Raw genomic sequence first — 12,555 nt, 5'->3', positions numbered from 1 at the left:
CTCGCCAGGGCCGACGTAGCCGGCGTTTCTAGCCCCGGAGGCTACTTCTTCGTGATCGCGTCTTTTATCGGGTCTTCCTCCCCCGGCGGCTTCGCCGTCAGGATCTCGGTCAACGTCGAGGCTTCATTGCCGAGGTAGGTTTTCGCGGTTCGCGCGAGCGCCGCCCGGTTCGCCGGGTTGCCCTCGCTGAGCAGCCGCGCGGCCAGCTCGGGGTCGAGCAGTGCACGATCGAGCAGCTTTTCAATCGCCTCGCCCTGCGCGCCGCGCACGGCGCGCCGGGCGACAACCGAACCAAGCGCCGTCAGCATGAAGCCGAGCGACGTCTGCCCGCGCTTGTAGGCGTAGAAACGGCTCTGCAGCGTCTCGGGCGTGAGCACCTGAGAAATGCTTTGCGCCGTCCCCGACGTGTTAGGGACCCTCGTGCGCGATCGCAAGTCCACGTTCTGCAGCTCGTCGGCGATACGCCGAACATTCGACAGGTGCTCCGGGTCACCGCGGTATAGCCGCTCGGCGACGGCTGCGTTTCCTGGCTCATCTAGAAAATTCTTCAGCTTGTTCGGCATCCATGGTTGCGTTCCGTCGAGTGTGCGCGTCGTCTCGCCGTTAGAGCGCGTTTTCGACTGCATCAAATCCCAAAACGACTTCCGCGCGCCGGCTACTGCCGCCGGATCGTTGTTTACGAAGCTCAGCAGCTCGTCCATCGCGGCGCCGGGTTTATTTGATGCGAGGACACCCTTAAGCGCGTCTTGCGATCGCTCGTCGCCATACTGCAGGTAGCGGCCGATGGTCCCGCGGCCGGGCGTATCGGGCGTGCCGAGGTCACGCACGAGCCCGGTTTCGGCTTCCTGCGCGCGGGTCAGCGCTGCGCGAAGCCCGGCCGCATTGTCCAGCTCTTGGCGCGTGCCGTCGAACCGCTGGTCCGACAGGATGGTGCTGTACCGCGTCAAATAGTCGCGAAGCTGATCCGGTCGATCGAGCAGCTTACGATCGCGAACGTCAGCGAGGATCTGATCGCGCACCGACGACACCACGCGTTCGTCATTGCCGGCTTCGCGCATCAGCGCTCGGAAGTCATCGATTCGCCCTTCGTCGGCCTGCACGAATTTCTGAGCGACTGCGCTGTCAGGTTGGCGGTATACGCCCTCGGTGCGATCGAGCGTCTGCGCGATCGCTGTCTGTGGTCGAGTGAAACGGTCGTGGTAGTCGACCGTCGCGGCGCGCGCAGCCTCGTAGTCGACGCGCAGCTCGGGCGGCACGGCGTTGTCGAGGTAGTTGTCCAGCGCCGTGACGTGTTGGTCGATGATACGCGCCTCGTTGGTTCGGCCCGCCGTCAGCGCTTCGCGCGACGCGTCCGTGAGCGCGCTGCGCAGGCCGGTGACTTCCCGGATCGGCTGCACAATCGTCTCGGTGACCGGTTCACCCTGCGCGTCGAGCCGTGGCGGGTCAACCGGGCGCTCGCCCGACAAACGCTGCGGGATTTCTACCTCCGGCGGTCGGAACCTCTCAGCCTCCGCGGTGGACAATCCCCGCCGCACTCCGGCGAAGTCACTTGCGAGCGGCGCCATATCGACATGCGCGCTGCTCCGGTTGATCGGCGTCCAAGCCGCCGCAAGCATGTCGCGAGCTTGTTCGCTGGCCCCTTCCAGCGCCGCGCGAATGTTCGCGCCCCGCCCTTCACCGACCAAAACGGGGTGCAGGCTCTGCGTTGCGCGTTCGAAGTCGTCGGCGGCGTTCTGCGACTGCACGCTCGCGTCCATCAGCCGGCGATCGCGCTCCAGCCCCAGTTCGGCGCGCAGGTCCGCCGGGTTGCCGTCCGGCGCGTTCCGGTTGATTGCCCGATCGACGGCCGCTGCGTTTTCGGTGCGGCGCGCGGTGAAGCGCATGGCGCTCGGGCCGGACTGACGGCCATATTCGAGATTGGCCAGCCCGGCGTCGCCGGTGCGGTCGGCGACGCCGTCCTTGAAGCCCGGTATCACCGCGTCAACCTGGGAGCCGCGCGTGATCGCGTCGACGAGCGGCTGCGTATCGACCGGCTTGCCTTCCACCTTCGGCAGCGTGTCGGCGTTGTTGGCGATGCGATCGACAACGGCTTCCGTGACGTTCTTGTTGCTGAACTTGTCGGGCTGGAAAATCGCCTGGGCGATGTCCTTCGCGGGGCCGCCAACCATGCGCGCCGCGCCGAGCCCGGCCGCGCCGCCGACCGCCCCGAGAATGTCCGCGGTGTTCGCCCAGGCGCCGTGCTCTTTCGCGCCGCCAGCGCGCGCCGCTTCGCTGGCGACGGCCGCGCCACCGCCAGCGGCAGCGGCCGTCGCCATTTCCTTGCCGGCGAAGCCCGCGGGGTTGATCGCCGCGGGCTCGACGAACATCCGCGCCAGCACCGGCAACTCGCGCGCCGCCTGCACGCCCATCCTGCCGGCGTGGATCGCCGCGCCGACCGGGAGCGCCGCAGCGCCGATCTCTTCGGCGCCGCGCGTCAGCATTCGCTCGGTGGCCGTGCTCGGCGGCCGGACGTCAGGGATTGCACCGTTGAGCCGCAACAGGTCGTCGAGCTGCGCCGAGCCGCCGACCGGCTTCTGGCTCACCGGCAGGCCGGTCCAGGACAAGCCCGCATTCACGAGGTCCACAGGCAGGCCGACGATTTTCGATAGGCCGCGCCGAATGCCTGCGGGCACATACGCCGCCTGGTCGGCGACGTTCGCGAGCGTCGTCCCGCCGCCCATGATGGCTGACTTGATCCGGTCCATGGTTGACGGCACCGGCGGGTTGGCCGCAGCGCTCAGCGCCGCAATGTCGGCCCCTGCGTTCGCATCCATGACTTCCGGCTGCTGCGCGAGCGTTCGGTTCGCGTCGGCGCCAACGCTCGACAGCGAGGGGCCGGCGAACCGCTTCTGCATCGCCGCGGCCATCGTGCCGCGATCGGTGCCGTCCGGAAACTCGACAATACTGCCGTCCGGCGCTTCAACCTCGATCATTCAATCTGCCCCGTTGCCGGATTGAAGCGCAGACGCTGCGGCGCACCCGACGCAGCGGCGGGCGGTGCGGCCGTGGGCGCGGGCGCGCCCTGCCCGATCCTCGCTGCGGTTGGCGAAGACGGCGCCAAGATGTTGCGCCGCCGCTCAATGACCGTGTCGAGCGCGTCGAGTGTCGCGAGCGTACGTTGCGCGTTGCCGGTCAAGCCGCCGTTCCCGAGTGCCCGCGCGACTTGCTGATAGCGATCGTTCGAGATCCGGCCGTTCGGGTCGAGCACCTTCGCGACTTGCGCCGTCAGAAGCGTTTCGAGCATGTTTGTCGCCGGAATGCTTGGGTCGAAATTCGCGAATTTCGCGACGATCTCGGGCGGCACATTGCCCGCAGCGATATCCGCCTTGATGCTCTTCATGTTGGCGTCCAGCAGCTTGCCAACTTCACCGCCCGCAGCGATCACGTCTTGCACCGTGCCGCGTATCGAGCCGACGAGGCCCTGCGAGCCGGGGTTCGTCACGATAATGCTGCGGAGCTGCTTCGACGTGTCTTGCGCCAGCGCAAGATCGACAAGCATACCGTCTACGTTGTTCTGCGTGCTGGCCCCGAGCCCCGTGCTCTGCTTGTCGCCCTGTAGGTTGGCCGAATAGGTCTGCGTACCTGGCGGCAGCTCTGCGCCGGTCTGCGTCTCCTTCCACTTCCCGGTGTCGCGGTCATACGCCGCCGTACCGGTGCGGCCATCCGGGGTCTTGAAGTTCGCAGTTTGCGCCGGCAGCGTATCCCGCTCGTAGGGGGTCTTGCCGACAGCGTCCGGCGTGAAAGTCACTACAGGCTTTTCGTCGGCCCCCACTACGTTCGTCGTGCCGACGCCCTGCATGACGATCGCGCGCTGTTCGTTCGGGCGCAGCCCGCCGATGATCGCGGCCTTCACTTCGCTGTCCGTCGGCGGCTTCGGCGCGCCTTCCACCACACTGCCGTCCGGCCGCACCGCGCGCTGACCTTGGTTGACGGTGACGTTGCCGCCGAGCGACTGCGGCAAGCCCGTGGCGGCCTGCGTCTGCTGCGGCAGGACGACAGTCTGGCCATCGCTCACGGTGATCGGCGTAGCGTACAGCCGCGACAACGCGCCATCGCTATTGATCCGCGCCACGTCCCGTTGCGCGCCGGCCGAAACATCCTGCCCCCGCCGCGTCGTCGCGTTGTTCTGATCTTGCGCATAAAAGCTCTGCACCGGCGCGTAGTTGCCGACGGCGATGTTCTTCCGGTCGAAATTCGGGTCGGTCGGGTTGGCGAACAGCTCTGCCAGCCGCGCTGCCTTCTCGCGCTCGGCGGCGCCCCTCACGTAGCCGAGCGTATCGCTGCCGCTCGGCGTTGCGAACGCGGACGCGAGATTGTCGAACGCGGACGCAAGCCCCGGGTCGAAGTAGTAACTGTTCCGCCTGATCGCCATGTCAGTGCCCGTACGTCAGGAAAGGTGACGCCCCCGAAGCGAAAACGCCCGACTGCGCGCCAGCCGTTGCCGCTGCCGGCGCGAGGGGTGCGAAGGTTCCGGACAGCCCTGCAGTCAGCCCGACCTTGCCGAGGCCGGCGAGCAGATCGGCGAGGCCTTTGTTCTGATCGCCAGCATGGCCGGCGGCGTCGAGTTCGAGCGCCTGCACGCCGGCCGATCCCTTCTTGTAGCCGCCGATTTGACCGATCGCGCCGGCGTCGCGCGCCTGCCCGCGGCTGATCGTCCCGAGCAGATCGCCGAAGGCTTGCAGATTGCCGCGCGCCTCGCCCTGTTGAAGGCCGAACATCCTCGCGATTTCCTGCCTGTTGCCGATCTCGCGATTGACGACGTCGGACGACGACGCCGGCAGCGCTGTTCCGGGCGTCACCTCCCCGCCGCCGACCGCGGAGCGGAACATGTCGGACAGCTTCTTCGCGCGGTCCACCATTTGCGTGTCGAAACCCGCGTAGCGCGCCAGCGCGCCGCTGTTGATGCCCGCGGCTTCCGTATCGAGCGCCTGTTGCCGCGTTCGCTCACCGTTCACCGCGGCAAGCCGCGCGCTGTTGACCTCGTCCTGCGCGTTGCCCGCGAACATGGACGACAACAGCGTTGTCCCCGCGCCAGCGCCTGCAAGCAAAAGCGGAAGCATCACGACACCTTTACGGAGCTGCCGGACCCGAACAGTCCGGTGTTGAACGGGGCTTTAACCACACCGCCGCTATACGCCTGCGCACGCTCGGCCGCCGCTTGGGCCCCGAGCGCGCTCGTGAAGTTCGCGAAAACTGAGCTGAGCGGGCTGAACGGCGTCGGCTGAGATAACGACTGCGCACGAGAGAGTGCGCTATTCACGGCCCCCTCGGTGTCGCCCGAGGCGGTCAGCATCTTGATCAGGTCGGCCCGCGCCGACTCGACATTCGACCGCGTTTCGTTGGCCGCGGCGTTCGCATTGTCGTGAACGCCTTGCCGCGCGGCGTCGAACGTTCGCTGAAATTCGGCCTCTTTTTCGGCCCGTGTAGAGCTGTCGAGCAGGTTCGAGCGCGCGAGCGAGAAGGTCAGTTGCTTCCGCGCCTCGCCCGCCTGTTGGTCAAGCTGCGGCAACGCGTATTTCAGGTACGCGTCGCGCCGGCCGTTGTAGAAATCATCGGTGAAGCCCCCGAAGCCCCCGTTGTCGAATGGAGCTGCTGGCGCGGCTGGCGTGGGGCCGCCCGCGGCTCCCCCGGTCGCAACGAAGGCTTTCGCGTCGCCGATCGACATCTGCGGCGCCGGCGCGGCGATCGGTGCATAGGGAGTACCGTCAAACATCGAATTGATGCGCGCGGTGCCGTCGCGGATCTTCGCTTGTCGCGCTTGCTCGTCCTGCCGCGCCTGTGCCGCGATCTGCGCCGAGTTGTCGCCGCCACCCTTCTTTGCCATCACGCGCCCCGCTTTCGCGTGACGAAGGCCCCCACGCGCTCGAAACCGAAATGGCCGAGCAGCCTTGTGGTTCTCTCCGTCGTCAGCCGGTTGTCGTTGCCGCCGGTGCTCTTGACCGCGCCGAGGCGGTCACTCCAGCGGCAAAACTCAGCTATCAGAAGCGCGGCGGCCCGAGTGCCGCGATAGTCGGGGTGCACGAACGTACCACACAGCGTTGTGAAAATGCCATCCGAGAAATCAAACGCCGATATCGTCGCCTGAAGGACGCCGGCCACCCTCCCGCGGTCATCGCAAAAGAAGAACGTCGGGGCGGCCGTGTCGAGGTACCGCCTGAAAGTCGCAGCCGCCGCCTGCTCGCTGAAGGGCTCGTCCGGATAGCTTTCCGCCATGGCCATTCGCGCCAGCTCGACAAACGTGCCGAGTTCTTCTTCGAGAGGCAGCCTAACGAACACTCAGTCCTCCCCCTGAATAGCGAAGCGGATAGCCGCCGCAGCAACTTTCTTGTAGCCCGGCCCGGCGCCGACGAACCGAAGCGAGATGTGAGTTGAGGCCGCGCGGTAAGTGATCGTCGGAACGCCGTACGTCGTGCGCGAAACGGTTGCGATCTTCTCGGACGCCAGCAGGTTCGTCGGATCTAGCCCGGCCTCGACGCGCCAGTCTCCGACGCACGCCACGTCGATAGCTGTGAAGTCTTTCGTCCGTGCGGGCACATCCGCGTCAAGATAGGGCGTCTGCAACTCCGGGGCCGTGTCGTCATAAACAAGCGCCGCGCCGAGCCCGCCGTAGCTATAGATCGTGTCTCCGGAGCGGATGAACACTTTCCGTTTCAGCACCTGGGCGTCGTTGATCTTGAACGGCGCACCGTTGCCGGCGGGCCTGTATGTCGACCACGCGCTGATTTTCGAGCCAGTGAAGAATGACAGAACGAAAATCTCGTCGGGGAAGAGCAACCAGAAACGGCCGTCGGACGGCTCGATCAGGCCGATAACCTCGCTCCGCTGCTTCTCTGACAGGCTCTGCAACTTCGCCACGACAAGGGGGTCAACCGGAATGCCGATATCCGACGTTGACGCGGCGTTCGACGCGTCGCGTGACCGCAGGGACCGAACGCCGCTCTCATCGAGGAAGAACAGATCATTGTCGCCGAATTGCGTCACGCTGCGCGGGAAGCGCGTGCCCATGTTGTTAAGGGTTTGAGCCTGCTTGTTGTTTGACGGGTCAGGGTCGACGTACCAGACGAGAATATCCCGGTTCGCGAACACAACGACGAAATTCAGATACTTCCCGAGCGCCTGAAGCGTCTCCGCGCCGGACGTCTCCGTCGACATATCGATGAAGCCGGCGCCGGTGTTGGTCGTCTGAAAACCAGTCGGAACCTTGACGCCAGAGAAGAATAGGCTGGGGCCACCAGTAACATACACTTTCGAGCCGACTGTCTTCGCGAAGGTGCCCGACTGGAACACTGCCCCCGGGGCCAGGCCGTTAGCCAGCACGATCCCTGACGAAGGAGAAACGACGAGCCCGCGGGCGAGCGTCGGCGTCACAGTGTAGCCGTTCGATCCGACACCCGGCGCCACGGCCAGGACATTGACCCGCGCCCCCACGGCCGTCGCCGTGTAGTCGGGCGTCGAAGAGTAGTTGTTGACCGCTTCGGCGATGGCCTGCGCGGTGTCCGCGTTGCTGCCGCGCCAGTCGACCGCGTCCCCGATGATCGACACGCCGTTGACCGTCAGATCGACCAGGGCCGACGGGAGCGCGATCTGGCCGCCCGACATTGTGCCGACACCCGTCACTGTCGCGTCGCCGCTAACTGTGACCGTGATCGGGAGGCCGTTCGCGACGGTGTTAGCGGCGGCCGACGCAATCAGGACCGTGACCCCGCTCGACGTCGCTGTGTAATCGGGGTTTGTGGCCGCCGCGTTGATCGCCGCGGCGATGGCCGCTGCCGTTGTTGCGTTGGCCCCGGTGTGTTGGACGGACCCAACGTGCAGCGCGACACCGTTTATCGCGACGGACAGGCGGTTGCTGACGCCGGCCGTGCCGCCGGACACCGTGAACGATCCGGTTGCGGGCGTCGCCGCTTGAATGCCGCCCGCGACGATCGTGAACGACGCCCGCGCGCGGCCGTCCTGCCAATCTGTGACCCGAGCGCCGTCGTAGAAGTGGTATTGCGACCCGTCAACATACTCCGCAACGACGTATAGCTTGCCGGCGAACATGTCGGCCGACATGACCCGGTGAAGCGCTGTTGCCCCGTCCGGATGCTGCAAGCGTTGATACGTCACACCCTTCGGCATGGCTGGCGCCGCGGCGTGGCCGAACACGTGGAGCCCCGTGCGGCCTACAGCCAGGCCGACGGTCTGCCCCGCCGGCAAGGTGTACTCCGGGACGAAAGCGGCGCGCTGCTCGAACTCGCCACCGCGGGTTATGTGGCCGTCAACGGCGCGGATCGCGAACCCGCCGGGCAGTGCCTCCGGCATACGCCGAGCGTCCAGGCCACCTTTGAAGTCGCGCAGCCAGATCGTGCTCATGCGTTGCTCGGCGGCCGGTATTGCCCGACGAACATGCGCCGCGGCTGAGCGATATCGCCGAGCCCGAACACCTTGAATTCGCGACGAGGCGTCAGCTCACCTTTGAGCCTCGCCAGGCGCTTGTTCGCCATGTTGAGCGCGACTTTTCCCGCCTCTGTCATCCCGAGGTGTTTCGCCGCGGCGTACAGATAGATTAACTGATCGTCGATATCGCAACGGTCGCTGCCGGCCACGAGCGGGCGCAGCGGGCGGATGCCCCCAACCTTGATGTAGCCCTCTTGCGAAGCCAGCACGCCGTTAGCGTCCGGCACCGGCCAAATCTCGATCTGCTCGCCTTCGTAAATGCGCCAGCGCCGCGCGGGCGACGCGCGCTGATCGAGCGCGCTGTCGTGCGCCGCATAGTGATCAGCGTCGATGCCGGCGTCCAACCTGCGCCATCGGCCGTCAACCTTCACCTCGATCAACTCAATGCGGTCGATCAGCATGTCGTTCTTGACGTCATAGAACCGCTGACCGGCTTGCAACTGATATAGACGCTCGATGCGCAGGTGCGGCCATGTGAAGTCCTCCCACAACCATTCCTGCGTCGACTGGAGCAGCGCGACCTGTTGATCGCGCGCCCCGGCGTTATGCGCGGCGCTCGGTGATGCCTTTATCTCGACGCGGAACTTGTCGAGAAGTTTCGTCAGTGTGACGTCGCGCATAGTTCTGGCCTTCAGTCCATGATGCCTTGACCGTCGTCCATGTCACCGATCCCGTCGTCACCATCGTCGGCCTCGCCGCCGCTTTCCCCCTGCGTCGCGGGTTGCGCCTTTGCCGGCTGCGGCGCCTTCTTGCTTCGTCGCCCCTGCGCTTTATCGGGCACGACTTCGGCCGGCTCTGCGCGGGGCTTCGCCCGGCTGGTCGGCTTGAAGAAGCTCTCGTCCAGATCCAGCTCGTCGAGGCGCTCGAACACGCGCGCCGCGACGCCGGGAAATAGGTTGTCGACAACCGGCTTGTCATCGGCGAAGCGCGCCCGGCCGTAAATGCCGATAAGACGCTCGCGTTCCTGCCGGTGTGTGCGATCGGTCTCGCCGGTCGGCTCAACATCGTTGACGGCCGCCTCCCCGTGGATAGCGCGGAGCACCGCGATCTCCGCGGCGGTGACGCCCCATTTCATGACCGTGTTGCCGTCGTCGCCGCCGATCGACAGCAGAATATTTGCGGTTTCCATATCGAAGCCTCCGAAGGTTTGGGCGCGGTGAAGTGAGTAGCGGGGCCGAAGCCCCGCTGTCGCGGTTAGTAGTTGAAGTCCTGATTGAGACGGACACGGACGAACAGCACGCCCTCACCTTCGGCGAAGGCGGTCACACCCGACGCCTTGAGCGACAGCTTGCTCGCCGGCGTCAGCTTGTTGTTGCCGGTGATCGCCGAGCCGGCGATGACCTTGCCCAGCGGCGTAGCGGCGGCCGACGTCAGCGCGACGACGCCGCCGGTCACGTCAGTCGTGTCGATCTCCAGGTTGAGCGACGCAGCCTTCCCCGCCGTCGTTACGGGGTCGGTCGTGACGAACTCGGCGTATTCGAGTGCGCCGAATACGCCCGGGCGCATTTCCGTGACGACGTCGCCGTTAGCGACTTTCGCGAGCTTGAGCGGGAATTGCAGGAAGATCACCTGATTGCCGTCCTGCTGGTCGGCGTTCACCGCCAGCCGCGTTCCGGCGGGCCAGGTGTAGCCGCTCTGGTTGGTGATCGTGATGGCCGCGGCGCCGAACGAAAACGCGACGCCCGCGCCGGCAGCGATCTTGTCGTTGTCGTTCAACATGACGTAATGACCGGAGCCGGCGTTGCCGGCGTTGTAGTTGTTCTGCGACGTTCCGGCCGGGTAGCCGATATCGACGGTGGCGTTGTTGGCGACAGCGCTCGCGAGCACCATCGCGTTCGAAGACGATCGGTTAGACGGCATAGCTGGTGATCCTTGATTTGAGAGGGACGCGTATCGACGGGCGCACCGGCGCCCGCCGTATCACGCTGTCTTACTTGATATCGTACACCGCGGACGTGTTGAGCTGCTTGGCGATCAGCACGCAGGTCGTAGAAATGCCGTTGTACATCACCATGCGGTCATACGGCCGGGCCGGCTTGTGCTTGCTCATGCGCTTGCCGTTCAGGTAGAGCAGCCGCAAACCGGTGCGCCCCATGTCGAGGACATACATGCGCTTCGACAGGCCGATATCGTCGAGCGTCGGGTCCCACTCGATCGGGATCTGCTTCCATTCCACCGCGCCTTGGCTTCCGTCGACCTTTCCGCCGAGCCCGTTCGTGGTGTAGTAGCCGTTGGCGCGCATTTCCTTGCGGTACGCCGCGATGAAATCCGAGCCGGCGAACAGCTTGTAGCGCGTCGAGCCCTTGCGGTACTTCGAGAGCAACAGCCATTCTTTCTCCAGGAACTCGATCAGAGCCCCACCGTTGGCCGTTGCCGACGTGATCGCGTCCTGCCCGCCGGCCAGCCCGTTCACGACGGTCGCCGCCCGGTTGCGCCAGTACGGGTTGGCGACGCGCGACAGACTGCCGGTCATGCCGGCGGCGGGCACGTCGAGGATGATCGACTGAATGCCGGCGAAGGCTTTCGCGTCGGTCGAGCCGTCGCTGTGCAACAGACGATCGAAGCTGAACGCGAAGTCCTCGCCGAGCGTTTCGTTCTTCTCGTCGAGAAGGTTGGCGAGCGCGTGATCCTCGCGGCCATCCATCGGGCTCGTCGACACTTCGCCGTCGTCCTCGACGATATCGATGCCGTCGATCTTCAGCTCGGTATGCGTCACCTGCTGGCCGATGAAGTGCTCTTTCCACGGGAATTTCGCCCGCTTGATGCCGACCGGATTGTAGTAGCTGAGCTGGTCGTCGCCGGTGTAGCCAGAAAGCGAACCGCCGCCCTGGCCCGACTTGACGCCAAAGCTCACGTAGTCCTTGCCGCCCGAGAATTTGCCGGCTGCAGCATTGAATGCCTGCAGCATCGGCTTGTTCGCGACGTTCTGCACCCAAACCTTGCCCTTATCGATAAAGGCTTCGAGCGTAGCATTGTTGATGTTCGCGATTTCTTCCGCGGTAAACGCCATTGGTCCGTGACCCTGATTTAGTTCGTGACGCGCCGATTAGCTCGAACAATGTCGAGCGTTGACTTCGGCGCCTCGCGAACAGTGCCTGCCTTGACCCCGCCCGTTACGGGACGCGTGGCTGGTCTCTTCTGCGACTGCTGCGCGGCGGCCGGGAGGACGAACGTTGAATTGACGGCGTCATAGGCCTTTTTGAGCTGGGCCTTGACGCCGGCTGCGTCCCTCGGCTTGCCTTCTGCCATCTGAAGAAATGCCAGTTCCCGGAAAAGCGCGGGCTTTTTTGCAGCGAAGTTCGGGTCTTTGGCGGCGCGGTCCGCTTCCCACGTGTCGGCGGCGCCGGTCAGGTCTCGAACGCGCTGGGCGTCCTGGTCCCTCTGTTGCCGCTGCTGATCGAAGCTCTGCCGGCTCTCGTGCGACTTCGACTTCGCACGCTCGCGACTGATCTCCATCGCCGTATCGTGGGTTAACTCACCCTTTTCGACACGCTGACGCAGATCGTCCGGCAGGATTTCTCCGGCCGCGACAAGCAGATCCTGCAACCACGGCTTCAGCTCCGCGAATGCGCCTGCCGGGTCCACCTTCGCACGAGCGAAGGCGGCAAGGGCGTTGGCGGCTTCGTCCGCCGAGAGGTTGTTCGTGTCGAGATAGCTCTGCACGTTGCGATAACGGACAGCATCTTCCCGAAGCGAATTCTTCTCGGCGATCAGCGCTTGAAAACGTGGGTGCTTGTTGAACGGGACGTCGGAATAATCGTCCGGTTCAGTGGTAGCAGGTGCGCCGGTGTCTTCCCCGGCTTCGTTGACTTCGGCTGACGAGGCCGCATCGGCTGACACTTCACGATCGTTGACCACGTCACGGACAACATCGAGAAGGCCAGCGTCTTCGTCGGTCGCGTTGGACGAGGTCGCGATTTCGCCCTCGCCGCCCTCGGGCGGGTTGGTCGAGGCGTCCAGGGTTTGGCCGTCGGACGAGCCCGGCTCTTCAACGTCGTCCGTCAAATTCGAGATTTTCATAAACCCCTCTACGGTTTGGTGCAGCAAAACGTATCCCATTGACCGCGTTGTATCAAG

11 protein-coding genes are annotated in these 12,555 nt (G+C 65.2%); all 11 read right to left on the bottom strand.

The features are described 5' to 3' along the window. Positions 1 to 41: 41 nt before the first annotated feature. The 11 genes from BMY71_RS20415 to BMY71_RS20365 all read right to left on the bottom strand — a co-directional run bounded on the left by BMY71_RS20415 (position 42) and on the right by BMY71_RS20365 (position 12,498). Complete coding sequence (locus BMY71_RS20415; protein WP_092685958.1) at positions 42 to 2,972, bottom strand: hypothetical protein; 2,931 nt, start codon at positions 2,970 to 2,972, stop codon at positions 42 to 44. Beyond that, positions 2,969 to 4,411 (bottom strand): hypothetical protein, encoded by a 1,443-nt coding sequence (locus BMY71_RS20410; RefSeq protein ID WP_092685957.1) that lies wholly within the window; start codon positions 4,409 to 4,411, stop codon positions 2,969 to 2,971. The genes BMY71_RS20415 and BMY71_RS20410 overlap by 4 nt, the downstream gene beginning before the upstream one ends. 1 nt (position 4,412) lies before the next feature. Further along, a complete protein-coding gene (locus BMY71_RS20405; RefSeq protein WP_139202701.1) occupies positions 4,413 to 5,054 on the bottom strand; it encodes a hypothetical protein in 642 nt (213 codons plus the stop codon). A gap of 44 nt (positions 5,055 to 5,098) precedes the next feature. Next, entirely contained in the window at positions 5,099 to 5,863 is a 765-nt protein-coding gene (locus BMY71_RS20400) for a hypothetical protein (RefSeq protein ID WP_092685955.1), read from the bottom strand. Then, positions 5,863 to 6,315, bottom strand: a complete 453-nt coding sequence (locus tag BMY71_RS20395) for a GNAT family N-acetyltransferase (RefSeq protein WP_092685954.1) — start codon at positions 6,313 to 6,315, stop codon at positions 5,863 to 5,865. Before BMY71_RS20395 ends, BMY71_RS20400 begins: the two co-directional genes overlap by 1 nt. Further along, positions 6,316 to 8,394 (bottom strand): autotransporter outer membrane beta-barrel domain-containing protein, encoded by a 2,079-nt coding sequence (locus BMY71_RS20390; RefSeq protein ID WP_092685953.1) that lies wholly within the window; start codon positions 8,392 to 8,394, stop codon positions 6,316 to 6,318. Further along, positions 8,391 to 9,098 (bottom strand): phage adaptor protein, encoded by a 708-nt coding sequence (locus tag BMY71_RS20385; protein WP_092685952.1) that lies wholly within the window; start codon positions 9,096 to 9,098, stop codon positions 8,391 to 8,393. Before BMY71_RS20385 ends, BMY71_RS20390 begins: the two co-directional genes overlap by 4 nt. Positions 9,099 to 9,109: 11 nt before the next feature. After that, on the bottom strand, positions 9,110 to 9,607 hold the full coding sequence (locus tag BMY71_RS20380; RefSeq protein WP_092685951.1) for a hypothetical protein: 498 nt from the start codon (positions 9,605 to 9,607) through the stop codon (positions 9,110 to 9,112). Positions 9,608 to 9,672: 65 nt separating this feature from the next. Then, entirely contained in the window at positions 9,673 to 10,338 is a 666-nt protein-coding gene (locus BMY71_RS20375; protein WP_139202700.1) for a hypothetical protein, read from the bottom strand. A gap of 70 nt (positions 10,339 to 10,408) precedes the next feature. After that, a complete protein-coding gene (locus BMY71_RS20370; RefSeq protein ID WP_092685949.1) occupies positions 10,409 to 11,488 on the bottom strand; it encodes a phage major capsid protein in 1,080 nt (359 codons plus the stop codon). Between the two features lie 17 nt (positions 11,489 to 11,505). Next, positions 11,506 to 12,498 carry a hypothetical protein gene (locus tag BMY71_RS20365; protein ID WP_092685948.1) on the bottom strand — a complete coding sequence of 331 codons (993 nt, stop codon included), beginning with the start codon at positions 12,496 to 12,498 and terminating at the stop codon, positions 11,506 to 11,508. Positions 12,499 to 12,555 lie beyond the last annotated feature (57 nt).

The sequence above is a fragment of the Rhodopseudomonas pseudopalustris genome (assembly GCF_900110435.1).
Classification (GTDB): Bacteria; Pseudomonadota; Alphaproteobacteria; order Rhizobiales; family Xanthobacteraceae; genus Rhodopseudomonas; species Rhodopseudomonas pseudopalustris.
This window is presented reverse-complemented; position numbering and strand designations above follow the sequence as displayed.